We start from the raw sequence: 24684 nt of genomic DNA, 5'->3' as shown, positions 1-24684 counted from the left end.
TATTTTTGGATAAATGTCGTACAAAATAAAACATAACACAAAAAACGAGGTTAATGAACCAATGGCAATGTATATTACCCAAAGTTCATCAACCCCGTTTTATGATTTGCTAAGCACCAAGCCTGCAAAATCATCTTCAGAGTTTGATATCATCAAATTGGCAAGGCAGGGTTTCCCTAAAAAAACCTTGTTAGTACTTGCCAAAAAAATATCACTAACCATACAAGAGCTATCAGGCATATTGCATATTTCTGAGCGTACTTTGCAACGCTATGAGGATGATGCTATCATTAAAACCGAGTATGCCGAGAAAGCCGTTGAGTTAGCGCGTTTATATGCCCGCGGTGAGGAAGTTTTCGGTTCAATGGATAAGTTTAAGCTTTGGATAAAAACGCCGGGCCTGGTATTTAATGGCGAGGCCCCGGTTAGTATCTTAGATACTTCTGCAGGTTTTGATATGGTTTTTAAAGAGCTTGGCCGTATTGAGTACGGTATATTTGCTTAATGGTACTGTACCGCATAGGCAATTGCAACTTTATTAACGACCTTACCGGTACCGGTGCGCGTTTGTACGGCGGCCGCTGGAACAGTGAGGGAAAATCAATGGTGTACACAGCATCGAGCAGGTCATTGGCAGTGCTTGAAGTTTTGGTACACCTGCAGCCTTTGTTTACGCCATCAAACTTTTGCATTGCAGAAATTGAAGCACCGGAGCACAGCATCCTTACGCTTGATGCAACCACCCTGCCCCACAACTGGCAGGACGCCTCATCACCTGCCGAACTAAAACAAATTGGGAATCAGTTTATACAGGAAACCAAATACCTGATGATGAAAGTACCATCGGCCATCGTTCCGCAGGAGTATAATTACCTGCTCAATCCCTGGCATCCCGACATAAAAAAGGTGAGCATTCTAAATACTCACCCTTTTAGTTTTGATGACAGATTAATTTAGTGATTAGAGATTGGTTAATTAGAGATTAGCCATTGGGTAGCACCCAATCCTTTATTAACTAATCTCTGGTTAACTAATCTCCGATCTCTAACACTAAAAATCACTCAGCAACTCTAATTTCTTTTGGTTATATTCTTCCTGAGAGATCAAACCGCTTTCGAACAAGGTTTTAAGGCGTTTTAGTTTCTCGGTCAGTTCGTCCTTTTTGGGCTCTTCTGCTACCGGTGTCGGAGCAGGCGGCGGTGTTGGTGCTGCAGGTGGCTGTTGTACAACCGGTGCCGATGGCTGGAACACTGCCTGCGCAGGATGATCTACCTGGATAGAACCTGATTCCGCACGCTTCTCTTCCAGATCGCGCAAGCGGCGGGCTTCGCGCTCGGCTTCTTTACGTTCCTGGGCGTATTGGTAAAGCTTGCGGGCCTGTACCTTTGGCAGGTAATCAACACCCATCTCGGTACCTATAGTGGTTTTGATGCTGAATACAGCACCAATAATTTCTTCTTTAGTGTGTACATCAACCACATCCTTCCATACAAAATCAACAAATTTTATAGAAAGGCCCAGGTTTGCAGGCGTAAAAAACAAAATACGCTTATTGGTAATGGCAATACAATCAGGGAACAGGTTTACCAGTGGTTTCTTTTGTACCGCTATATAAATGATCTCTTCGCCGGTGGTGAGCAGGTCAACCAGGCGCGAATAAACCTTCTCAACTGCTTTGGGATCTTGTTCTTCTCTTAAGAATTTGTCTATCATGATATTGATGTAATGATGGCGGCAAAAATAACAATATTTTTGCCTCACCCAAACCCTCTCCAAAGGAGAGGACTCTAATTAAACATTTATTTTCATCCTCTCCTTTGGAGAGGGCGGGGAGAGGCCTCTTAGCTCACCAGCAAATTACACCCACGGATGTCTGAGTTATCAAAGCGGCCCAATATCTCAAACGAACCATCAGGATAAATCTTGCCCAGATCTTGCGTGGCAATGAATGCGCAGGAATTGATATTAGCCAGATCTATAATATTTACGCCACCTGTTTTTCCTACACCTACCAAACTCAACGGATCATTGGTATCACGGGTTACAATGCGCATCCAGGGCGGGCAGTTAAATATCCCCTCTCCTTTTGAATAGGCTTGCGACAAAAGCTCCGTCATGCCGTATTCTGAGTGGATATACTTTACCCCAAAACCTGCGCAAAGCGTATCATGTAGCTCTTCGCGAATCATTTCCTTACGGCGGCCTTTCATACCACCGGTTTCCATTACGATGAGTTCAGGGAAGTTAAGTTGGTAGTTATCTGTGAAATCCAGCAGAGCAAAGGTCACACCTATTAATATGGTTGGTTTCCCGGCAGATTGTTGTTTGAGTAAGGTCTGGTAAAGATCTTCGTGATTATACAGGTAAAAACCGCTATCGACATTGCCGGATTGCTCTATCATATCCTGCGCCATATAGATAAGAGATGAACCCTCACGCTCCAGATAGGCCGGCAATAAGGCCAACACGGTGTATTGTTTAATATCGCCATAAAACAACTCAAACGCACGGCGGAAGCTTTCCTCGTACCAGCTTACATCACTTACATGATGGCTGCTGGTGATCATGCCCGTAGTGCCCGAACTGGTGAACGTGATTTGCGGTTCCGCATCTACAGAAATCACATTGTGCGCTTTAAAGAACTCTATCGGTAAAAACGGGATCTGCTCAACAGAGGTAACATTGGCGACATCTATACCCAGCCCAACAACAAACCGGCTGTAGATGGCATTATGCTCCGCCTGAAAGTGGAATACCTGCAAGGCAGCCTCGCCGAACTGCTGTTCGTTACTTATCGAAAATACCTGCTCTTTGTCCGGCTTTATCATATCGGGGCAAAGATAATGTAGATTTCAGATGTGCGGATTTTAAATGTGCAGATTTCAAATGTGCAGACATGCAGATGCCAACTCCCAATGCTTAGGCAGAGTTTTGACTTTTTAATTTTGACTTTTGACTTAAACATCGCAACAATTATCCATCAACAGAGTTATAATTGCACAAGAAATACAACAACATGAAACGTTTTAAATTTTTAGGCCTTCCATTATTGTTAAGCGCATTTATTGTGCTTACATCGGCCAAAGCAACGCAAGAAAAAGGAACTGAGAAAATAAACCAGGCTACTTCTGTTCTTAAAGATTTCAGTAAGATGAAAGAGACCATTCCTCACCAGTTAATTGAGGAGTACGAGGGCATTGTTATTATCCCGAAACTGATCAACGCAGGTTTTGGTATTGGCGGCAAACGCGGACAAGGCCTTGCCATGGTTAAACTGGCCGACGGCAAATGGAGCGATCCGGTTTTTGTTACCCTTACGGGCGGCAGCATCGGTTTCCAGATAGGTGTACAATCGGTTGATATGGTTTTGGTTTTCCACCACAAGGGCGTACTTACTGAAGTTAAAGACGGCGATTTCACCATTGGTGGCGACATTTCTGCAGCAGCAGGCCCGGTTGGCCGCAGCTCTACCGCCAGCACCGATTACAAGTTACAAGCCGAGGTTTACAGCTACTCGCGCAGTAAAGGTTTGTTTGCCGGTATCAGCGTAAATGGCTCAAACCTGGCCATCAACAAATCGGCTAACGCTGAGTTCTACGGCGATGATGCCGACTCGGGCGATATCTTTGGTCGTGCCACCAGCACCAACGCTGCTATCACAAAGTTGAAAGCTACTTTGGATGTTTTTAAATAAGATTTTCTGATTTATTATAAAAGGCCAGAAACGGATGTTTCTGGCCTTTTTGTTTTAATATTTTAACTGCTGGCGCACGCGTGTCGCGTGTGCTGCAGGTTTAAGGTAACGTTTAGAGAAGTAATATTATATGTCACACGCGGCACGCGTGCGCCAGCAAGGTGAGGAAGGCCTTTTTATTTACAACTTTACAAAAACATCCTTCGCAAAAAAATTGATCTCTTCTTGCACACCTTCAATATCTCGACCCTGAGGCCTATACCGAATTAGGTGTTTTCCATCTGTAGTTACATCTATCCAAAATTCTTTTGAATTGTTATAAACAGAAAAAACATCATCGGAAGTCCATTTTCCTGATGCTACTAATCGCTGATACGCAAATTGGTGTGCATCGGTTTTGAAAAGCGGTATTTTGTTTAGCTCAATCCCCTGTTTATCAGTGAATATCAAATAAACCATCGCATATTCTAAGAAATGCTCAGCTACCAACGATGCTTTAATTCTGCGCTGCTTATTAAATTTCCCACCTTTAAGTAATGGAACACTCAGTTTATAGTCCCTTTCTAAAATCTCTTTATACGCGTAGTTAACATCATTACAGTTAAGACCAAGGTGTTCATATAATTTTAGTAAACCATCTCGAACGGCGTTAAGCAATAACGCCTGTTTACCTGAAGGTGATGATTCATAAAATCTATCAAACGAAAATGATGTTCTAAGCGTGTAAATAGATTCTCCTGCTTCCTTCGGAAAAATAGACCAATCATCTTCTTCTTTAAAATCAATCAGTAATTTTCCTAATTTTTTTAAGTAAACAGGCGCTAAATAGTAAGTAAAAAGGCTTTCTATAAGCCTGCAGTGGTCAACATATATTTTGTCATCAACATAAGGTCTTCGGCTACAGATCTGAACCCAGAATTTCTTCGGTCTCATTATTTAAATAGTTTTGAATTGAATACACTCTAAAAGCATAAGCGGCGTCCTTATTTGTACGAAAAGAATCTATTTCTTGTTGTTGGTGTCCTCGCCAACAATCAACAGTTTACTAAACTAATTTTCGATTCCGTTCTCCGAAGCAACTGCCAGCCACATATCAGCCAGCTCTCTATCAACCTCAGTTCCTATTCCATAATAATAGCATCGCCCTACCTCGTATATGGATTGCTTATCGCCGAGAAGGGAAGCTTTTTGATAATTTTTGAAAGCTAACCGTAAATCCTTTTTGCTCCCTGTGCCTTCTTCATAACATTTAGCTAAATCAAAGCAAGCCTCAGGATGAAATTGAGCTGCTGCGATCGAGAGCATTTCAAATGCTTTTTTATCATCTTTAGATATGTGTTTACCAAACAAATACCATGTGCCTAATGCGTAAGTGGCTTTAGAATTATTTTGCTTTGATGCCCGGTCAAGTAAATCGAATACCAAGGCTAAATCTGGGTTTTCAGCATTTGCTTCGTTTAATGCTTTATGGTAAAGCTTATCCCCTTTCATTTCTGTACCTCAGCTTTCTCAAACACCTTCTTCACCAACAATCCCGAAAGCGCCGAAAAGCCGCCTACTATCCCGCCTATTAAAACCGTAACTGCCAGCATGGCCCACCAGTATTTAACGTGGAATACCTGTGCTACGCGGGTGGCTAATAAGTGATCATTAGGGATGCTTTTCATCAGTGCCAGTGCACCCCAGGCTATGGCCATGCCGCCAAAGCCCGACCAAAAAGCCTGTGTTGATGTTTTGCCTAAAATTAAGGCTGCAATAAAAGCCAGTGCGCAGGCTGCCCACCAAGGGATAAGGTAGCCGCAAACAAAGGCCAGTAAGAGTATCATTCCGAATAACATATCTTTTATTTGCTAATGGTTAAGGTTGTTTTAATGCGCGGCGATTTCTCTGCTGCCGAATGCAGATAAAGCAGCTGGTTAAGCTTGCCCTGCTGCCAGGTTTTCAGCATATCATCATAAAAGAAACTGCCCGGGTTGCCCGATTGCCCGCCCGGTAAAATGCCATAGCCCTTAGGCTCTGCTCCCAGTTGCACCACCATACGCCATGAAGGACCGTGACCATCTATCAGTGCGTTCACCGTAGAACCTGAGCCACCCGATTCAAAATTACCGGAGCCCAAGCCCGGCACATGGCCAAGGTGTGCTACCTCAAAGCTTTTCACTTTACCCCAGGCCCAGTCGGGGCCTATCTTGCCGTAGTTGCGCATCATTTCATCAACCGTGGCCGTGAAAGAGGCCATGACTACATCGTTAGCAGTTTCTAAAGCAGGCGTGCGTTTATTATCAAACCAGATGGATTTGGGTTCTTTCATCAGCAGGGCCTCGGTGCGGTCCATAGTTGGGTAATAGTACACCGTATCTTTACTGCCGAAGTTATCCCGCCAGGTAAATTCATAAAACTTGTGCCACCAGTTCTGGAAAATGCTCGCCCCTGCTGAGCTGGCCTTAAAAAACTTATTCCATTTTTTTACCGAATCCAATGCCGCCAGCTGGTAATCATCCAGTTTGGTAGCATCAAGATGTTTCAGCATAGTTGGCAATATATCCTGCGCGCGAATGCTATAATCGTCCATTTGCAGCAGGCGCAGGCTATCAACCGTCGCTTTCTGCATAGCGCCGAGCCTGTCGTTAATGCGTTTGCCGCGCTCATAGCCTTCAAACTTCCAGTTGATATAGTAAGGATAGGTTTGATCGGTTGACGATTGATTGGCCGAGCTTACAAAACCACGCGGCGGGTTCTTCACCGTAGGGTTTTGCTCTGCCGGGATCCAGCCTTGCCAGTCGTTAGCGGTATTGCTGCCATCCAAGATGAACTTACCCTGGCCTTTATACTTCAGCGGCAGTTTACCGTTTGGTGTTATGGCTATATCATTATCAACCGAGGCAAACACAAAGTTTTGCGCCGGGGCGGTGTAAAAAGTCAATGCTTTTCGATAATCGGCATAGTTAGCTGCGCGGTTAAGCAGGTAGAAAGTCTTAAACTCGTCGCTTTCATCATGGGCTATCCAGCGCAGGGCATTGCCAACGGGCACATTAGGGCGGCCTTTCTTCTGCATCTCGGCATTATCATAAACTACGGGACCATGATGGGTGTACAGTACTGTGTCGATAACGTCTGCCCCACCACGCACTTTTATCGTATCTATCTTACGTTCAACTTTGTTCCATTTATTGTTGTACCAATACTGGTTGCGGGTACTGTCCTTAAACTTCACCTGGTACCAGTCTAAAACATCGGCATCCACATTGGTTACGCCCCAGCTTACTTTTTGGTTATAGCCAATAACCACGCAAGGTGCGCCGGGCAGGGTTACGCCGTAAACGTTTACATCGGGGCCAACCATTTGCATCTGGTACCATATTGACGGGAACGTGAGGTTCAGATGCGGATCGTTCGCCAGCATGGGGAAACCCGTAGCTGTTTTTGAACCACTTACTGCCCAGTTATTACTGCCTATGCCTTCTACTTTCTCTTTGTTTTGCATGGCAGCCATCAGCTGTGCTTTAAAGGCCGCGGGTGGCTGCGGAATAGTAAGCGGTTTAAAATCCCATTTTGTACCTGCCGGGATAATAGGATCCTCGTGCATAGGGTAATCAGGAAACAGATCATTAGTGATCTTTGCACCGTATTTGTTTAGCACGTCGGTCAAACCTAATTCGTTTGAGCCGCCCGCCAAAGTTTCCGACATCAGCTTTAGCAGATAAGCCGAATTGATGGGCTTCCACTCCTCGGGCTTGTAGCCCAACAACTTAAACTCCAGCGGATAGCCGCCCGGTTTAAGGCGTTTGATGTAAGCGTTAACGCCATCGCTGTAGGCTTGTATCACTTTGCTCAACACGGGGTCTTTCATGATACCGGCAAGTGTATGTTCGGCGCCGTAGGTCATGCCCATTCGGCGATGGTAGCGGTCAAGCTCTAAAGCTTTAGGGCCGACTACCTCAGACAGCCTTCCTGCTGCGCTGCGGGTTTGGATATCCATTTGCCACAGGCGGGCCTGCGCGGTCAGATAGCCCTGCACATAGTACAGGTCGTGGTCGTTTTTGGCGAAGATATGGGGGATACGGTTATCATCAAACTGCACGGTCACTTCATCCTGCAGGTCTTTCAGTTTTAGTTTTTCTGTAGCGAGGATGTTCTTGCTTTCGGCATTTTGCCAGAAACCGGTTGATGGGTTCACAAAATCGCCCAGCGGCGGTATATCGCCGAATTTGGTTTGCAATGCCCAAATAAGCAGGCCGGTAAACGCAAGGCAGATGATAGCTTTAAATACTTTCATTTTTGAGTGTGAGGTATTTGGAAAGCAAGATAAGTATTGTGCGGCGTTTTAAAAAGCAACTGTATCGCGCTGTTTGCGGCGGCGTTTTTTGTAGGTGCGCTTTTTCTTTGGCTTATCCACCTTTTGTTCGGTGCGTTGTTCGCGCTCGCCTTTGCGGAAATTCCAGGGTGGCGTGGGGTTTTCGTCCTGCCATAAACCCAGGTGGTTTTGGCGGGCCTGCTGCTCCAGCATGGCCAGTTCCATACTTTTTGAATAGGCACGATACTGCCAGGCATAACCGTTCTTAATCAGTTGCTTGTTTACGCTGGTGCCATCTTCCAGTTCTATCCAGCCAACAGTACGGCCGTAACGATCCGTATTGTTGACAATGAGCTTTACCATTTTGCCGAAGCACAGATCTGACGCGAACTGCTTTGCTGCCTGCCCGAAAGCCTGACTTTTCTCAGGGCAATCTATCTCGGCCAGCCTAACGGTAACCTGCAAATTTTGCGGGGAGAGCAACACCATGGTATCGCCATCTTTAACACCTACAACTTTATAAAGATCGGTTTTCTTATTACAAGCTATCGCAAGAAGAACGAGGAAGAGGCAAATTACTAAAGACTTTTTAGGCATGTAACGAAGATAGAAAACTCGTTAATAATGCATGTTACTTAAAACATACAGCACAAAAGACGCAAAGCCGATAAGCGCTGTCGCTAAAACGCCCATTACATAATATTTCCATTTGGGCGCTTGCTGATACATCCATTTGCGTGTTAAAGCAAATGCGATCATCAAGACAATAACAACAAAAGTTGTGTACATGACCATCATGCACCTAATATACAAAAAGCAGTACCAACGGGTACTGCTTTTTGCTTTTGAATGCCGTAGAATGAGACCTAAACTTCATCATTCATGACCCGGCATTCGGTTTCCTCTATTCTAAAATTATATGCCTTCGGTGCCGGGCTCGTGGCCTAACATGCGGCCGGTGGTACGGCCCTGGTTACGGCTGGTAAAATCTGTTTTTGTTGCTACACCTTCAGCCGGGAACTCGCGTTTCTCTGGTGGGGTAACATCATTTTGCTCGCTATATGAGGTATCAGAACCTTCCTGTTGTTGCTCCTGCTCGGGGCGCTGGCTGTAGCCGCTGCCTTCCTGATGTGATTGTTGTTCTTCAGGATTTTCGTTAGGGTTATGGTTTGGAGTGTACTCCGGATTTCTTTCGTTACTTTCCATGGTATTAAGTTTTTTAATTTGTTATTAAATAACAATCAAAAACGAGGCCAATGTTATTTTAGGAAGAAAGAAATTAATCAATTTCAGGGTAGCTCATACGGAGCAAAAACCGATAGACGGATTTTGCTACAAAGCGGTAATCCCTAACGGGACATAAGCGTTAAATCTCTTTCCAAGATGGTTTGGGCTAAAGCCATTTGCACAGCCATCTGCAGACCGTTGGCTGAAGCCAACGGCAATGATAAGCCATTGTTTCGGCCGTTGTTAGTGTTGTCACCAACAACTTTTTTGAGTGCAAATGCATAACGGCTTGTTGGCGACAACACCAACAAGGGTGTGGCTAAAGCCATTTGCACAACAACCGCAAACCGTTGGCTGAAGCCAACGGCAACGATAAGGTACTATTTCTGCCGTTCTTGGTGACAACGCCAACAAGGGCGCGGTTGGCTTAAGCCAACGGCAATGATAAGCGATTTCTTTTTGTCACTTTATTCATTGCCGTCCCATTCATGGGACGGTTACATACAAAGCAGCCTTAGCCCAAATATTCGCTTAGATATGAAAATAAAATAGCGGCATCTAACAGATGCCGCTATATATTTTTGCCTCGTAGAGGCTACCGCTTTGTAGCGAAATTTTGTCAGATCTCTTTTGCTCCGTAGGAGCTACCCAATCAATTACGCGCTCACCAAACAAAGCTCTCTCAGCTTAGCTACGGTGTAGTCCACCTCATCTTTAGTGTTGTTTTTTGAGAACGAGAAACGCACTGATGGCCTATCAGGATTAGCGCCGATAGCCGTTAACACGTGCGAGCCGATATCTGTACCCGAGCTGCATGCGCTGCCGCCCGATGCAGAGATGCCCGCAATATCCAGGTTAAACAACAGCATATCCGCCATTTCCATTTCAGGAAATGATGCGTTTAATACCGTGTACAGGCTTTTTGCAGGATCGGTCTCCCCGTTAAATTTAACGCCGGCAACTTCCTGCTCCAGTCTGGCTTTCATGTACGATTTCAGATCCTGGATGTAGGCCTGGTGGCTATCCATCTCAGCGTAAGCTATCTCTAATGCTTTGGCTAAACCCGCAATACCGTAAACGTTCTCGGTACCGCCGCGCATATTACGCTCCTGCGATCCGCCGTATATCATCGGATTGATCTTTACTTTATGGTTGATATGCAAAAAGCCAACACCTTTAGGGCCGTGCAGCTTGTGGGCCGCGCATACCATAAATTGTAGTTTCAGTTTGCTAAGATCATGTTTATAGTGGCCAACGGTTTGTACCGTATCGCTATGAAACATAGCATTATGAGCTTCGCAAAGGTCACCTACGCGTTCAAGATCTGTCAACGTACCCAGCTCGTTGTTAGCATGCATCAGCGATACAAAGCTGCGCTCGTTGCTTTGCAACAGCTTCTCTAAATGGCCGTAATCAACGCTGCCTTTATCGTCAACATCAACAAAGCTCAGTTTAATAACGCCTGATTTTTCCATCGCCTGAAGCGTGTGCAGCACGGCATGATGCTCCAGTTTGGTGGTGATGGCGTGGGTGAGTTTATGATCGATGATACCGCAACGGATGGCAGTATTATCAGCCTCAGTACCGCCACTGGTAAAGAAGATCTCTGCAGGCGAGGTATGCAGCAGATTGGCGATGGTCTTGCGCGATTTCTCGATCAACGTTCGTACCTCGCGCCCATGGGCGTGGATAGAAGACGGATTACCAAACTGGTTTTCCATCACCTTGTACATCTCCTTTAAAACTTCAGGATCAAGCGCAGTAGTAGCGGCGTTGTCGAAATAAACTCGCATCGTTTCTTTTAATAATTATAAGTCAGTAAAAATAGCAGTAATGCCCGCCGGGTTCTCCAATCCGGCAGGCTTATCTGTTACTCGTTTAAGTTCAAAATTTCTTTTATATCCGTGATGATCTTGTTGGCCAAACCCTCGGCAACCACTTCTGATTCTGCCTCAGAGTAGATACGAATAATAGGCTCGGTGTTTGATCTGCGCAGGTGTACCCATTGCTTATCAAACTCTATTTTTAAACCATCAATAGTGCTGTGCGGCTGTGCTTTGTATTTCTCTTCTACCTTCAGCAAAAGGCCATCAATATCCATCTCGGGCGTTAAAGTGATCTTGTTTTTAGAGATAAAGTATCCCGGGTAAGATCTCCTCAATACCGATACCGGCTTGCCGTAGTTAGCCAGGTGCGTTAAGAACAAAGCAATACCTACCAAGGCATCGCGGCCGTAGTGCGACTCAGGGTAGATCACCCCGCCGTTACCTTCGCCGCCTATGATGGCGTTCACTTCTTTCATTTTGTTTACCACGTTCACCTCTCCTACTGCAGCTGCATGGTATTCGGCACCTGCGGCCTCGGTAACATCGCGCAGGGCGCGGGTTGATGAAAGGTTTGATACCGTGTTACCTTTTGTATGTCTCAAAACAAAATCGGCAACGGCAACCAGCGTATATTCTTCACCAAACATGCTGCCATCCTCGCATACAAAGCAAAGGCGATCAACATCGGGGTCAACAGCAATACCCAGGTCGGCATTTTTGCTCACTACCTCTTTTGATAGCGCTACCAGGTTCTCTGGCAGTGGTTCGGGGTTGTGCGGGAAATGGCCGTCAGGCTCACAGTATAATTCGTGGATGGTTTCTACACCCAAAGCTTTTAACAGCGCAGGGATAAAAATACCACCGGTAGAGTTAACACAGTCAATAGCCACTTTAAAGTTGGCTTTCTTTATCGCTTCAACATCAACCAAAGGCAATGCTAAAACTTTATCAATATGTTTTTGCAGATAGCTATCGTCATGGATGTGTTTACCCAGATCGTTAACATCGGCGTAAATAAAATCGCTTCTTTCGGCAATATCCAGCACCTCTTTACCATCAATATCGCTGATAAACTCACCTTTCTCGTTCAGCAATTTAAGGGCGTTCCATTGTTTTGGGTTGTGGCTGGCGGTAAGGATAATACCACCTGCAGCTTTCTCATCCGGTACGGCAACCTCAACGGTTGGCGTGGTTGAAAGGCCAAGATCTATCACATCAATACCCAGGCCTTGCAGGGTACCAATAACCAGGTTGTTCACCATACTGCCTGATAAGCGCGCATCGCGACCAACTACGATCTTTTTAATACCCGAGCGTTTTACCGCCCAACTGCCGTATGCAGAGGTAAATTTAACAACGTCTAATGGGGTAAGGCCATCGCCCGCAGCACCACCTATGGTGCCCCTGATTCCTGAAATTGATTTTATTAATGTCAAAGTGTTAGATGTTAAGCCGCAAAAATAGCAATTATTAAGCTATGGCAGCGTAAAATTCACATATATTTGGCAGCGTATCACCAACGCGTAAAGCATTCAAACAAACCACAATGCCCGATTTTCTGCTTAACCTCGACAGGCATTTATTTTACCTCGTTAACCACGATTTGGCTAACCCGTTTTTTGACATCGTAATGCCCCTGATGCGCAACCCTAAATTCTGGATTCCGCTGTATATTTTCATCATTGGTTTCAGCCTTTGGCGATACAAAAAAAAGGGCGCTTTGCTGATACTTTTTCTGGTGCTTGCTGTTGGCTTCGCCGATTTTACCAGTGCCAGTATTATTAAACCCGCAGTGCACCGCCTGCGCCCCTGCCGCGACCCATACACCAGCGCCGCTGATATTAACCGCGCACCCTGTGGTACGGGCTACAGCTTTCCATCCACCCATGCTACAGACCATTTTGCTATCGCGATATTCCTGGGCGTGGTGTTTTTTAAACGCCATAAATGGGTAATGCCCGTGCTGATATTATGGGCAGCAACTATCTGCTTTGCACAAGTTTATGTAGGTGTGCATTTCCCTGTTGATGTTATATCAGGGGCTATTTATGGCAGTTTGGTGGGATGGTTGTTTGCGTTTGGGTTTAAGCGTTTTGTGAAGGGGTTTAGGGCGTAGAAGCCTCACCTAAATCCTCTCCAAAGGAGAGGACTTTACTTTATTACTTTACTCACCCCGCGGCACTTCGTGCGCGATCCTCTCTGCTTCGCAAAGAGGGTGAGAGGAAGTTCACCTTGACGTATGCAACGTTGTCATTTCGAGCGAGCAGAAGCAGTTGCCTGTGCGTTGGCGCGACGAGAAATCTTCTGCACGCGAAACTTACGGCGGAGAAGATTTCTCCTCGCTATCGCTCGTTCGAAATGACAGGGTGGATTGAACGAGATGAGATTGCCACGTCGCTGTCGCTCCTCGCAATGACATGATTTCGATATGAGTCAAATAAAAAAAGCGCCTGTGGAAACAGGCGCTTTTTTTATTTCTTGATTCTTGTCTCTTGATTCCTGACTCTCTTAAAACTACCCTCTCATCTTATCCAGCAGGTCGCTTAGCTGGCCGGCTTCTTCTTCGGTGAGGTGTTGTTTGAAAAGGTCTTTTGTTCTGAAATCGGTATCCATTTTTTTGAGGATGGCGAGGCCTTCATCGCTGATGCGGATATCAACGGCGCGGCGATCGCGGGAGTTGGTGCAGCGGGATACGAGGCCTTTTTGCACCAGGCGGTCAACAATACGCGACGCATCAGACATTTTATCTATCATGCGCTCTTTAAGCGTATTTACAGTAGCCGGCTTGGGATGCTGGCCACGCAGAATGCGCAGGATGTTGAACTGTTGCTGGGTAAGGTTATGACGTTCAAAAGTGGGGCGCATATAGTTGTTTATCCAACCATAAGAGTAATTAAGGTTGATCACCATTTTATGGTAATTGTCCTCAAAATTAGTGCTTTTGATGTCTTCCTCTATTCCCATATTTATCAGAAAATGAACTGCAAATATAACCTATTTATCCTTAGTTTGTTCTGTTGGTTTTGGCCTGCCGTAATGCCATGGGCAATGCAGACATTTGTTTTTACAGCAATAACCGCGTTTTAAGTGGTATTCTTTGGTAAAAACAAAGTTGCCGTCCTCGTTAATATAGTAGTCTACATTTTCCTGCAGCATCAGCCTATGATCTTTACAAAAATATCGTTTTTAAAATATTCTTTCAGTTGGCGGCCATCGCCGTGCAGCGTCCAGATCTGTTGTGGGTTCACCTGTTTTACGGCCTCGAGGATGTCGTTCCAGTCTACATGATCTGATATAAACAGCGTATCCTGCTGATTAGCCTGCAGGTTTTTCCAGCCACTGGCGAACAGCCTTTTAACGCCCGTAGCCCTTATATAACTATCAAACGTAAACGGCGGAACAATGTATACGTACTCCCTCTGCTCTTTCATCAGCTTACGGTTATACACCTGGTGCGCGCCAAGATCATACCCCAGCTTTTTGTACACCGCGTTTATCGGCATAATACGGTGATGTACCAATACCGTTTTTTGCGGAGCATGCTGATTGATCATGCTGATGAGCCGCTGGCTTTTACCGAGGCTGTAGGCACCTAACAGGATGTTGATCTTTATATCGTTTAGCTTTTTGATCTCTTCAACCGGGTCGGGGTGTTGGGTGTTGGGATCGGCAAAGGTGCTTTCGGTTATCAGTACATCGGCCTGCACCCATTCAATGGGTTCGCAGGTGGCATCTGCTTGTAGTTTATAATCGCCGGTGTAGAGGTAGCGGGTGCCGCGGTATTCCATCAACACCTGTGCCGAGCCGGGCATGTGGCCTGCCGGAATGAAGGTGATCTGCACCTCGCCTATATTGAATGGCGTATGATAGGGCACCGTGTAGCTCACCTTGGCCTTTTTGTTGCCGTAGCGTAGTTCCATAAAAGCTAAAGTAGCCTCGGTAGCGTAAACATTCTGGTTGCCGGCAACAGCATGGTCGGCATGGGCGTGGGTGATAACGGCATTCTCTACCGGCTGCTGCGGGTCTAAATAAAAATCGGCGTAACGGCAGTAGAGGCCGTTTGTATTGTAAGCAATAAAATCGTCTAAGATCATTTGTTTGTAGCGAGCTGCAGGTACATTTCGTGCAGTTTAAGTACCTGGGGGATTACCAATTGGGTATCATCATTTACAATGATATCATTGGCCAGTTCCATTTTTTTCTCCTGCGGATATTGACGGGCCTCGCGGGCTTTCACCTCATCGGCAGTAACGCCATCGCGCTGCATTACGCGGGCTATGCGGGCATCAAGCGGGGCGGCAACCAAAATACTACGGTCGCATTTTTTGTAGGAGCCACTTTCAAATAAAATAGCGGCTTCTTTTAACACATAAGGTGCATGTGTTTGCTTCTCCACCCAAATATCAAAAGCACGGAAGGTAGCGGGATGCACCAGGGCATTCAGTTTCTCCAGCTGCTGTTTATCATTAAAAACAATACCGCCTATGTGTTTACGGTTAAGGTTGCCATCAGCAAAATAAGACTCATCACCAAAAGCTTCTTTGATACCGGCAATGAGTCCCGTATCTTCGATCATTACCTTTTTGGCAGCTTCATCAGCATAAAAAACCGGGATGCCTAATACCTCAAATACTTTGCAAACCGTGGTTTTGCCGCTGCCTATGTTGCCCGTTATCCCTACCTTCAGCATTATCTTTTTATAATAAAATCTATCACCTGCGGCTCAATTTTGGTGACCTTACTATAGGTTGGCAGGCGTGTAACCTTAACCGGCAGTGTGCTGTAACCGTTGTGGCGCCACAGATCAAGGTCGGCAACGGCTTCAAAATCATCCTCGTTCATTTCGGGATAATCCGTCAGCGAGGTGGTAAATGTCACCTTCACCTTTTGCGGAAAAACGCGCACATCATAATACCGTTGGTTATTGATCACCTTAACGGGTATTTCCAGCGTTTTCTCGGTATATTCATCAACCGGGATAGTTACGTTTACCCCTCTCGGGATAATGGCCAGGTTACCTTCCTTTGGTTTCTGCAAAGCCACCCTACCGCTAAAATCATCATTAACGTTCTTTAGCTTCACCGAATCTGTCTTCCAGGTTTTGATGCGGGCCAGTACCTCGGCCGGGCCGCTAATAGTAACATAGCCAGGCTTAATGGCCATATCGTTTGATTGCGAATACTGCTTCTGATACTGTATATCGCTCACTACCTCAACCGGCACGCGTTTAATAATGCGATTACTAAAATCAAAGAAAAGCGTATCGGGATTAACTGTAATGATCTCGTGACTCAGATCTTTCTTGGCGTTGATCTGCTTCAATTGCTGGCTGATAACGATAAAGTTCTTGGTCTCCAGCGTATGTATATCAACGTTAATAGGCTTGTTGTTATAATCAACTTTAGAAAACAGCATTTGCCAGCCCGTACCTTGTACAATAGCACTTACGGTATCGCCCTGCAGGGGATAGAAAGCCCGTTTCTGCGGCAGATTTTTGTAACTGATGATCTGCTTTACGGTAAACTTGTAGGTGTTGGATAGCGCGGTGAACAGCCATGCAAACGCAGCAAAAACCAGGCAGGTTACAAAAACCGATAACCGCCGCCGTTCTATTGCCGATAGTTTGATAATGGCCATTTTTTGAAGTTATTGAGGTAAAAGGCGAAAGGTCAAAGGTACGTTTTGTAGGTGAAAGGTAAAAGGCGAAAGGTCAAAGGGACGTTTTAGAGGTGAAGGGTAAAAGGCGAAAGGTTAAAGGGACTCTCTGCTCTTCCAAAAAAAACAAAAAAGGCGAAAGAAAAAACCTTTCGCCTTTTACCTTTATGCCTTCAACCTTACTTAGCCGGTGTATTCAACGCTTTTGATGCATCAAGCGAGATTGCTGATTTATCGAAACGGATACGTGCACCGTTTTCTACCTCGATAATAAAAGTAGTATCGGCAACTTCGTAAATACGGCCGTGGATACCTGCAGAGGTAATTACGCGGTCGCCTTTTTTAAGTTCTTCGGTATATTTTTTCTGGTCTTTTTGTTTCTTAACCTGCGGGCGTATCATGAAGAAATAAAACACTACGGCAATTAAACCGAACATGATCAATTGCTGCGTGCCCATACCGCCACCGGCTTGTAATAAAATTGTACTTATCATTAGTTTAAATTATAGAATTAATGAGTGAGGGATGGAATGAGTGAATGAGTGATTCATCCCGCCCCCTCACTGATAGTGTATTATTTTTATTTTGCAGTTACCTCACCAATAAGGTGCATCATGGTTTGTGCAGGGTTTGTATTTGCAGTAACAGTTATTTGTTTATCCTGTAAGCCCATTTTATTGGCGCTATCAAAAGTTACTTTTATTTCGCCTGCAGCGCCTGGTTGTACAGGTGCTTTTGGCCACTCGGGTGTGGTACAGCCACAAGTTGCCACCGCATCTTTAATAATTAAAGGCGTTTTACCGCTATTAGTAAATTTAAAAGCGTAAGTAACTTTATCGCCTTCTTTAATTTTACCAAAATCGTGGGTTTCATTCTCCAGTTTAATAACCGGGGCATTGGTGGCATCTACTGCAGGTGCTGCAGCAGCTGTTTCACCGGCTGTTGCAGGCGCTTCGGCACTTGCTGCTTGTTTACTTCCCTGGTTGCAAGCAGTGAACAACAAACCTGCTACTGCTACTGATAAAAAAAGCTTCTTCATATTGTGATATAATGATTATTCAATTAATCCCCTGCCCGATTTACGCACCTTGTTATCGGCTTTCAATTCGGCCAGAATCTTGTCCAAGATACCGTTTATAAACGAATTACTTTTAGGTGTGCTAAATTCTTTCGAGATCTCCAGGTACTCATTAATGGTAACCTTAACCGGGATAGATGTAAAGTTGATGAACTCCACTATTGCCATCTTCATCAGCAAGGTATCCATCTGGGCAATACGATCAGGTTCCCAGTTCTGCGTTTTTTCAGCAATCAGCACCTGATACTCAGCATCATGGCGGATGGTTTGCTCAAACAGGTTCACCACAAACTCGCGGTCTTCTGTCCAGTTACCGCTAATTTCTGCCAATTGATTCTCAGCAAAGTTCTCTGATGCAAAGTTTTTAAAGGTTTTAGCTATCAAAGCCTGCAACACCTCTTTATCGGTAGGCCAGTAAATAAATTTATCCTCAAAAACCTGCTCGGCTAATGATGATTTAAGGATCACCTTCTTAAAAATGAACTTAATGATGTCTTTATCTGTCTGGATAGTATCGTCAGTCTTTGCCAGATACTCGGCATACTCGGTTGAGTTTTTTAAAGTGGTGAAAAGCGATTTGGCCAGCTCAGGGTCAAACGTCCAGTCTACCTTATACTTGCGGATACCGTTAAGGTATTCCTTGTTATCTAATACCGATAGGTAAAAGCGGTTGGTTAGGATCTTCTGGTTAACATTAAGGTCCTCGGCAGTTGGGCGGTGTTTGTTGGCCCTTTCTTCGGCATCGCGCGATACGTACTCTATCGTCTCGTTTATTAGCGAGAGCATCCAGATGTACATTTCAAAAACCTGGTCAATTCCGTTCAGCAGGTTTTTCTCAGATAGTTTAATGTCTTTGGTGTCCGATTGATGGTACGCGTAAAGTGACTGTAGCACTTTTACCCTAAGGTGTCTTCTGTTTAGCATTTTTGTAAGAACGATTATGGCCTGTTTCGTCTATTTTAACGGCCCTATGATAACTCTAATAGGTTGATTTTACTTTTCTAATATCTGCAATACGTTTTTCGGCAATTTTGTTTGCCGCTTCAATGGTCGAGATATTTTCGGCCTTTGAAAGTTTTAAAACGTTGCGGGTTGCTTCATAAATATTTTCGGTAAGCTGCATGGTGCGGCGTTTGCTAAAACCCTGCAACTCCGAGTAACAATTGATAATACCACCTGCGTTAATAACGTAATCAGGCGCAAATAGTATACCCTTGTCCAATAACATTTTTCCGTGCTCGTCTTCGTCCTGCAACTGGTTGTTAGCGCTGCCCGCAATAATACCCACTTTAAGCTTTTTAATGGTTTCTGTATTAATGGTTGCGCCCAGCGCACAAGGCGAATAAATATCGGCATCAATATCAAATATCGAGTTGTTTGATACCGCCTCGGCACCATATTTTTTTGATACCAGCCTAAGCCTGTCATCGTTAATATCGCTCACGTAAACTTTGGCATTCTCTTCTCTCAGCAGTTTTACCAAAGTTTCGCCAACGTGGCCAATGCCCTGCACAATTACCGATCTGCCGGCAATGGTATCATTACCATACGACTCTTTAACGGCTGCTTTAATGCCCATTAAAACACCTCTTGCAGCTACCGGTGCAGGGTCGCCGCTACCACCCAAACTTTCGGGGATACCGGTTACGTGCTCCGTTTCCATACGGATATATTCCATATCGCGCGGCGTGGTGCCCACATCTTCTGATGTAATAAACTCGCCGTTAAGGTTTTTTATGTATCGGCCAAACTTGCGCATAAGGGCCTCGGTCTTATCACGGCGCGAATCGCCGATAATTACCGAGTAAGCGCCACCCATATTTAAACCGGCAACGGCGCATTTATAGGTCATGCTTTTTGACAGGCGCAAAACATCATATAAAGCCTCAGCCTCGGTACGGTAGGCCCACATGCGGGTACTACCAAAGGCAGGGCCCAAAGTAGTGTCATGAATGGCAATGATGGCTTTTAGGCCCGTATCGGGATCACTGCAAAACACAACCTTTTTGTGGCCGTAAGCATCAAGCTGACTAAAAATACTATCGCTTTGTTGTTGCGCAGACATCTATTATCTCCCAAATATTATTAAGCCCTGCAAAAGTAGCGGTTTTTTTGGTTTGTCTGAACCCGAATTAGAAGAATTTGAGAATTAGGGGAATATTGCCCCTATTGTAACGCTGAGGAACGAAGCATCTTTCCGCATTCTTTCTCGAACCTTGATCAGCCTGATTGAAAGATTTGCCAGATTTTATTACGACCGTTATTACGACACACGCAGCACGCGTACGCCAGCAAGGCCTTACCGAATGTCATTTCGAACGAGGAACGAGGAGAAATCTTGTTACTCTGCAAGTTTTACCTTTCAGGAATAACAGGATTTCTCCTCGCTATCGCTCGTTCGAAATGACAAAGCTTGTTATAATCCAAAATCATGACATTCCTTTAATCCTTCTAATCATCCTCAAAACAAAAAAAGTATCTACTTTTGATTCATTCTCATGAAAGACCTCGCTTACCTCAATAAGTTCTTCTATAAATATCGCTGGCGTTTAGTGCCGGGCGTTTTGTTTGTGGTTATCTCAAACATATTCGGCGTGCTGCCCGCCCAGGTTATCCGCGTAGCTTTTGATCTGGTTACAGAGAACATCGGCGTTTACCAGCTATTCTCGGGCTTTAACCGCCAGGAGATGATCTATGATATCTTCGGCTCAAGCCTGTTACTGTTCGGCATTTTGGTATTGATACTGGCGCTGCTAAGAGGATTATTCCTCTTCTTTATGCGGCAAACCATCATCCTCATGTCGCGGCATATTGAGTATGATCTTAAGAACGAGATCTACGCGCATTACCAGGTATTATCTCTGGCCTTTTACCGCCGCCACAATACCGGCGACCTGATGAACCGCGTTACCGAAGATGTGAGCCGTGTGCGCATGTACCTTGGCCCGGGCATTATGTATACTATTAATACCGTGGTACTTTTTGTGCTGGTGATATACGCCATGCTTACGGTAAACGTAAGGTTGGCCATATTCTCGGTATTGCCGCTGCCCGTGCTTGCTGTGATCATATTTTACGTAAATACGGTTATTGAAACCCGCAGCGAAAAGATCCAGCAGCGCTTGTCGGCTTTATCAAGCTTTGTGCAGGAGAATTTCTCGGGCATAAGGGTTATCCGTTCTTATGTTCGTGAAAGTTTTGTACGGGACCGATTTGCTGCCGAAAGCGAAGATTACAAAGAGCAAAGTATGGCACTGGCTAAAGTGCAGGCGGTGTTTTTCCCGTCAATGCTGCTACTCATAGGCCTCAGTAACGTGATCACCATGTACATTGGTGGTGTTGAGGTAATGAAGGGGAACATCACTCCCGGCAACATTGCCGAGTTTATTGTTTACCTCAACATGCTGGCTTTCCCGGTAATATCATTAGGTTGGGTTACATCTCTTATACAGCGTGCTGCGGCATCGCAGAAACGCATTAACGAGTTTCTGCATCAAGAGCCGGAGATCATATCCCCTATTGCACCGCTGCATACGGTTGCGGGTAAAATAGCTTTTAACAACGTTACTTTTAACTATCCTGACACGGGCATCACTGCACTTAAAGATGTATCCTTTACGGTAAACCCCGGCGAAATGCTGGCAGTTATCGGGCGTACAGGTTCGGGCAAATCAACCATTGCCAACCTCATTATGCGGATGTATGATGTAACAGAGGGGCAGATAGCTATTGATGACAAAGCCATTGATGGGTTGAACCTGAACAACTACCGCTCGCAAATTGGCTTTGTACCACAGGAAGTATTTTTATTTTCTGATAAAATATCACATAATATTGCCTTTAGTGCCGATGTATTAGATATGCCGGCGGTTGAGCAGGCAGCTAAAGATGCCGCTGTGTATGGTAATATTATGGAGCTTGAGCAAGGTTTTGATACCCTGATTGGCGAACGCGGTGTAACCCTATCAGGCGGGCAAAAACAGCGCGTGAGCATTGCAAGGGCTATTGTTAAACAACCGCAGGTGTTGATATTTGACGATTGCTTATCCGCCGTTGATACGCGTACCGAAGAAGAGATACTGAGCAACCTTGGCCGCATTATGCATGGCAAAACAAGTATTATTATTGCCCATCGCATATCAACTATTAAAAACGCCGATAATATTTTAGTGCTTGATGATGGCCGTATTATTGAGCAAGGCACACATGCCAACCTGATGGAGTTAAAAGGCGCTTATTTTGAATTGTACGAGAAACAATTGCTTGAGGAGCAAGAAGAAGCGTAACCTAATACAACCCAAACGCGTAAAAGTTTTTATAAATATTCAATATTTGTGAATTAATACTTGCAATTGAAACACTTTTATATATATTTATAGCACCAAACTATTACACTAAGCAGATTTTATGGGAGATTTTGACAACAGAGAGCGCGAAGAAGTTTACTCAAAAAAGGTAAGAGCCGGTAAAAGGACCTATTTTTTTGATGTTAAGGCAACAAGATCTAATGATTATTATGTAACCATTACCGAGAGTAAAAAACGCCTTGAGGATGGTGTATTCATCAAACATAAGATCTTTCTTTATAAAGAAGACTTTGAGAAATTTGCCGAAGGTTTAAAAGATACTGTTGATTACATCAAAGCGCACCAGGATGTAACCGAGAAACGTTACGAGTTTAGCGAAAGCACCGAAGCTGCCCCTGCTGATGAAGATTTCTCTTTCTAATAAGCTCCAATAAAAAAGATTTTCAACCCTTAATTAATACAAAACCCCGCCCTTTATAAGGTGCGGGGTTTTTCTTTTTTTATTTATTGATACTTATCCTCTCATTGCAGAAGCAGCACCGATACCGGCTACAATACTTCCGATAAATACAAGTATCATTAATGCTATGTAAATTATGGTAAAGATACCCCATAATTTAAAAAACGACTTTAATTTACCTAACGCATTGGTTAACTCGTCAGTATTGTAATTTAAAACTGCACTTTTTACGCGCGTACCAAACTGGTAAAGGTATAATGCAAAAAAGAAGCTAACTAATGCTAAAAGCAAATAAACAATGGTTACTAAGCTACCCATACCGGCAGCTGCACCCATCATTGGGTTCATGGTGGCCATGGTGGTGAAAATAGTACCCATAAAAAGTGCGGCAATAGCAATTACTGCAGTACCAACAAAGCCTACTATACCCAGAAAGTAAGCCCAGTCGCCTGCTTTTTTAAGGTAATAAAGTGAATTTTCTGTTAGTGTTAATTGTGGCTGTGATTTTGACTCCAGAGGAGGAAGGTTTTCGTTAAATTCCATTGTGTTTAAGGTGTGTTTATTTCTTTTAAAGATATAGAAATTAGCCCTTATTCAATAAAATTATTCTCAACATCAATATATATAATATCTGATAAACACAACAAACCCCGCCTTTTTAGGGCGGGGTTTGCTTTATGGGGCTACTTTTAGTTTATAATAACACACCTTTCATAAACAACAGCGCTACGCTGAAGTAAATAATGAGGCCGGTAACATCTACCAGCGTTGCCACAAATGGCGCTGATGATGTAGCAGGGTCGGCGCCAAGTTTTTTGAGTAATAACGGCAGCATAGAACCCGCAAGCGAACCCCATAAAACCACGCCTACAAGCGAGAAACATATAGTTAAGCCCACCAGCACCCAGTGAGGGCCATACATATCGCTAAACAGGCTAAAGGCACCTATCCTTAAAAAGCCGATAATACCCAACGTTATACCCAGCATCAGCCCTGAAATAATTTCGCGGCGCATAACACGCCACCAGTCGGCCATGGTAACCTCGCCAAGGGCCATGGCTTGTATGATCAAAGTTGATGCCTGCGAACCACTGTTGCCACCGCTTGATATAATGAGCGGGATAAACAATGCCAGTACTACGGCTTTTTCTATCGAATGCTCAAAAAAGCCCATGGCAGTTGCGGTAAGCATCTCTCCCAAAAACAATATCACCAGCCACCCTACCCGTTTCTTTACCAGGCGAAAGAGGTTTATATCCAGGTAAGGTTCATCCAAGGCTTCGGTACCACCAATTTTCTGGATATCTTCGGTATACTCTTCGTTAGCTACCCAAAGGATGTCATCAACAGTTACGATACCTAAAAGGATGTTTTCGCTATCCACCACCGGCAACGCCGTGCGGTTGTTCATCCTGAATATGTTAATGGCTTCTTCCTGCGGATCGTTTGCACTTAGTGAAATGGAACGGCCGTCCATCAATTCGCTTACTTTGGTCTCAGGGTCAACCAATAAAATATCGCGGATACGGATATCATCAAGCAAGGCGCCGCTGCTATCTATCACGTAGATCACATCAATGGTCTCGGAGTTTTTACCATAACGGCGAATGTGCGATAAAACGCGATTTACATCCCAACTACGCCTAACAGCAACATAATCGGGCGTCATCAAACGGCCAACACTATCCTCTTCGTAACCAAGTAATACAAGAGCTTCTTTACGATCTGCAGGTGAAAGGTGCAGAATAAGAGTTTTAACCGCATCGCCATGCAGTTCGGCAAAAAGGGCCGTACGGTCATCGGGCGGCAACTCATTTATCAGCTCGCCTATTTTTTTACCCGGAAGTTTTTTGATGATACGTTCCTGCGTAGGGAAATCCAATATGCGGAACACATTTACAGCACGGTTAATATTGAGAGTTTCAATAAATTTGGCACCATGCTCAGGTAATTCATCTATCAGGCTTTCAACGTCAGAGATATTCAGATTGTTCAAATATTCCTGTAACTGATTTTTGTCGTCTTGTTCCAGTAACAATTCTACTTGTTCAACCATCTCTTCCATAAGCCTAAAAATTTTACATGTTAATACTTGATTTGCCTTCGGTTTTACCGCCCGCAAAAGTCGTTTATTTTTTCAAAT

28 protein-coding genes are annotated in these 24684 nt (G+C 44.6%); 6 read left to right on the top strand and 22 right to left on the bottom strand.

Annotation, left to right across the window (positions count from 1 at the left end; genetic code table 11):
• The first annotated feature begins 13 nt into the window (after window positions 1-13).
• The gene (parS, locus tag D0C36_RS17015; protein ID WP_117392871.1) at window positions 14-505 is read left to right on the top strand and encodes a type II RES/Xre toxin-antitoxin system antitoxin; all 492 of its coding nucleotides are present in this window, start codon (window positions 14-16) and stop codon (window positions 503-505) included.
• A complete protein-coding gene (locus tag D0C36_RS17010) occupies window positions 505-957 on the top strand; it encodes an RES family NAD+ phosphorylase (protein WP_117392870.1) in 453 nt (150 codons plus the stop codon). The genes parS and D0C36_RS17010 overlap by 1 nt, the downstream gene beginning before the upstream one ends.
• 93 nt (window positions 958-1050) lie before the next feature.
• Here D0C36_RS17010 and D0C36_RS17005 read toward each other — a convergent pair whose 3' ends face one another.
• On the bottom strand, window positions 1051-1713 hold the full coding sequence (locus D0C36_RS17005) for a PH domain-containing protein (protein ID WP_117392869.1): 663 nt from the start codon (window positions 1711-1713) through the stop codon (window positions 1051-1053).
• A gap of 128 nt (window positions 1714-1841) precedes the next feature.
• A complete protein-coding gene (locus D0C36_RS17000) occupies window positions 1842-2828 on the bottom strand; it encodes a long-chain-fatty-acid--protein ligase (protein ID WP_117392868.1) in 987 nt (328 codons plus the stop codon).
• A 188-nt stretch (window positions 2829-3016) separates the two neighbouring features.
• Here D0C36_RS17000 and D0C36_RS16995 point away from each other — a divergent pair, with 188 nt between their 5' ends.
• A complete protein-coding gene (locus tag D0C36_RS16995) occupies window positions 3017-3694 on the top strand; it encodes a lipid-binding SYLF domain-containing protein (RefSeq protein WP_117392867.1) in 678 nt (225 codons plus the stop codon).
• 180 nt (window positions 3695-3874) lie between these two features.
• Here the strand turns inward: D0C36_RS16995 and D0C36_RS16990 are convergent, their stop codons facing one another.
• The 9 genes from D0C36_RS16990 to glmM form a co-directional block, all read right to left on the bottom strand.
• Window positions 3875-4627 (bottom strand): hypothetical protein, encoded by a 753-nt coding sequence (locus D0C36_RS16990; protein ID WP_117392866.1) that lies wholly within the window; start codon window positions 4625-4627, stop codon window positions 3875-3877.
• Between the two features lie 117 nt (window positions 4628-4744).
• On the bottom strand, window positions 4745-5185 hold the full coding sequence (locus D0C36_RS16985) for a tetratricopeptide repeat protein (protein WP_117392865.1): 441 nt from the start codon (window positions 5183-5185) through the stop codon (window positions 4745-4747).
• Complete coding sequence (locus D0C36_RS16980; RefSeq protein ID WP_147322028.1) at window positions 5182-5532, bottom strand: hypothetical protein; 351 nt, start codon at window positions 5530-5532, stop codon at window positions 5182-5184. Before D0C36_RS16980 ends, D0C36_RS16985 begins: the two co-directional genes overlap by 4 nt.
• A gap of 5 nt (window positions 5533-5537) precedes the next feature.
• Window positions 5538-7970 carry a penicillin acylase family protein gene (locus tag D0C36_RS16975; RefSeq protein ID WP_117392863.1) on the bottom strand — a complete coding sequence of 811 codons (2433 nt, stop codon included), beginning with the start codon at window positions 7968-7970 and terminating at the stop codon, window positions 5538-5540.
• 48 nt (window positions 7971-8018) lie between these two features.
• Window positions 8019-8585, bottom strand: coding sequence for a thermonuclease family protein (locus tag D0C36_RS16970; protein WP_117392862.1), 567 nt, complete (start codon window positions 8583-8585; stop codon window positions 8019-8021).
• A gap of 318 nt (window positions 8586-8903) precedes the next feature.
• Entirely contained in the window at window positions 8904-9194 is a 291-nt protein-coding gene (locus D0C36_RS16965) for a hypothetical protein (RefSeq protein WP_117392861.1), read from the bottom strand.
• A 143-nt stretch (window positions 9195-9337) separates the two neighbouring features.
• Window positions 9338-9544 (bottom strand): hypothetical protein, encoded by a 207-nt coding sequence (locus D0C36_RS24575; protein WP_117392860.1) that lies wholly within the window; start codon window positions 9542-9544, stop codon window positions 9338-9340.
• 327 nt (window positions 9545-9871) lie between these two features.
• The gene (locus D0C36_RS16955; RefSeq protein WP_117392859.1) at window positions 9872-11008 is read right to left on the bottom strand and encodes a cysteine desulfurase family protein; all 1137 of its coding nucleotides are present in this window, start codon (window positions 11006-11008) and stop codon (window positions 9872-9874) included.
• A 77-nt stretch (window positions 11009-11085) separates the two neighbouring features.
• Entirely contained in the window at window positions 11086-12477 is a 1392-nt protein-coding gene (glmM, locus tag D0C36_RS16950) for a phosphoglucosamine mutase (protein ID WP_117392858.1), read from the bottom strand.
• A gap of 110 nt (window positions 12478-12587) precedes the next feature.
• On the opposite strand from glmM, the gene D0C36_RS16945 reads away from it, so the two are divergent.
• On the top strand, window positions 12588-13157 hold the full coding sequence (locus D0C36_RS16945; RefSeq protein WP_117392857.1) for a phosphatase PAP2 family protein: 570 nt from the start codon (window positions 12588-12590) through the stop codon (window positions 13155-13157).
• A 398-nt stretch (window positions 13158-13555) separates the two neighbouring features.
• Here D0C36_RS16945 and D0C36_RS16940 read toward each other — a convergent pair whose 3' ends face one another.
• The 9 genes from D0C36_RS16940 to D0C36_RS16905 all read right to left on the bottom strand — a co-directional run bounded on the left by D0C36_RS16940 (window position 13556) and on the right by D0C36_RS16905 (window position 19839).
• The gene (locus D0C36_RS16940; protein ID WP_117392856.1) at window positions 13556-14005 is read right to left on the bottom strand and encodes a MarR family winged helix-turn-helix transcriptional regulator; all 450 of its coding nucleotides are present in this window, start codon (window positions 14003-14005) and stop codon (window positions 13556-13558) included.
• Window positions 14006-14035: 30 nt separating this feature from the next.
• Window positions 14036-14197 (bottom strand): DUF5522 domain-containing protein, encoded by a 162-nt coding sequence (locus D0C36_RS24570; protein WP_158557138.1) that lies wholly within the window; start codon window positions 14195-14197, stop codon window positions 14036-14038.
• Complete coding sequence (locus D0C36_RS16935) at window positions 14197-15135, bottom strand: MBL fold metallo-hydrolase (RefSeq protein WP_117392855.1); 939 nt, start codon at window positions 15133-15135, stop codon at window positions 14197-14199. The genes D0C36_RS24570 and D0C36_RS16935 overlap by 1 nt, the downstream gene beginning before the upstream one ends.
• The gene (coaE, locus tag D0C36_RS16930) at window positions 15132-15731 is read right to left on the bottom strand and encodes a dephospho-CoA kinase (RefSeq protein ID WP_117392854.1); all 600 of its coding nucleotides are present in this window, start codon (window positions 15729-15731) and stop codon (window positions 15132-15134) included. Before coaE ends, D0C36_RS16935 begins: the two co-directional genes overlap by 4 nt.
• A complete protein-coding gene (locus tag D0C36_RS16925; protein ID WP_117392853.1) occupies window positions 15731-16678 on the bottom strand; it encodes a CdaR family protein in 948 nt (315 codons plus the stop codon). The genes coaE and D0C36_RS16925 overlap by 1 nt, the downstream gene beginning before the upstream one ends.
• A 197-nt stretch (window positions 16679-16875) precedes the next feature.
• Window positions 16876-17190: a preprotein translocase subunit YajC gene (yajC, locus tag D0C36_RS16920; protein WP_117392852.1), complete on the bottom strand. Its 315-nt coding sequence runs from the start codon at window positions 17188-17190 to the stop codon at window positions 16876-16878.
• A gap of 86 nt (window positions 17191-17276) precedes the next feature.
• Window positions 17277-17735, bottom strand: a complete 459-nt coding sequence (locus tag D0C36_RS16915) for a DUF1573 domain-containing protein (protein WP_117392851.1) — start codon at window positions 17733-17735, stop codon at window positions 17277-17279.
• Between the two features lie 15 nt (window positions 17736-17750).
• Window positions 17751-18698, bottom strand: a complete 948-nt coding sequence (nusB, locus tag D0C36_RS16910; protein WP_117392850.1) for a transcription antitermination factor NusB — start codon at window positions 18696-18698, stop codon at window positions 17751-17753.
• Between the two features lie 55 nt (window positions 18699-18753).
• Window positions 18754-19839 carry a Glu/Leu/Phe/Val family dehydrogenase gene (locus D0C36_RS16905; RefSeq protein ID WP_117392849.1) on the bottom strand — a complete coding sequence of 362 codons (1086 nt, stop codon included), beginning with the start codon at window positions 19837-19839 and terminating at the stop codon, window positions 18754-18756.
• A 433-nt stretch (window positions 19840-20272) separates the two neighbouring features.
• Between D0C36_RS16905 and D0C36_RS16900 the strand changes: the two genes are divergently transcribed.
• Entirely contained in the window at window positions 20273-22060 is a 1788-nt protein-coding gene (locus D0C36_RS16900) for an ABC transporter ATP-binding protein (protein ID WP_117392848.1), read from the top strand.
• Window positions 22061-22181: 121 nt separating this feature from the next.
• A complete protein-coding gene (locus tag D0C36_RS16895; RefSeq protein WP_117392847.1) occupies window positions 22182-22502 on the top strand; it encodes a DUF3276 family protein in 321 nt (106 codons plus the stop codon).
• Window positions 22503-22595: 93 nt separating this feature from the next.
• Here the strand turns inward: D0C36_RS16895 and D0C36_RS16890 are convergent, their stop codons facing one another.
• A complete protein-coding gene (locus tag D0C36_RS16890) occupies window positions 22596-23084 on the bottom strand; it encodes a DUF5362 family protein (protein ID WP_117392846.1) in 489 nt (162 codons plus the stop codon).
• Between the two features lie 151 nt (window positions 23085-23235).
• Window positions 23236-24606 (bottom strand): magnesium transporter, encoded by a 1371-nt coding sequence (gene mgtE / locus D0C36_RS16885; RefSeq protein WP_117392845.1) that lies wholly within the window; start codon window positions 24604-24606, stop codon window positions 23236-23238.
• Window positions 24607-24684 lie beyond the last annotated feature (78 nt).

It is taken from the genome of Mucilaginibacter conchicola (genome assembly GCF_003432115.1).
Classification (GTDB): domain Bacteria; phylum Bacteroidota; class Bacteroidia; order Sphingobacteriales; family Sphingobacteriaceae; genus Mucilaginibacter; species Mucilaginibacter conchicola.
This window is presented reverse-complemented; position numbering and strand designations above follow the sequence as displayed.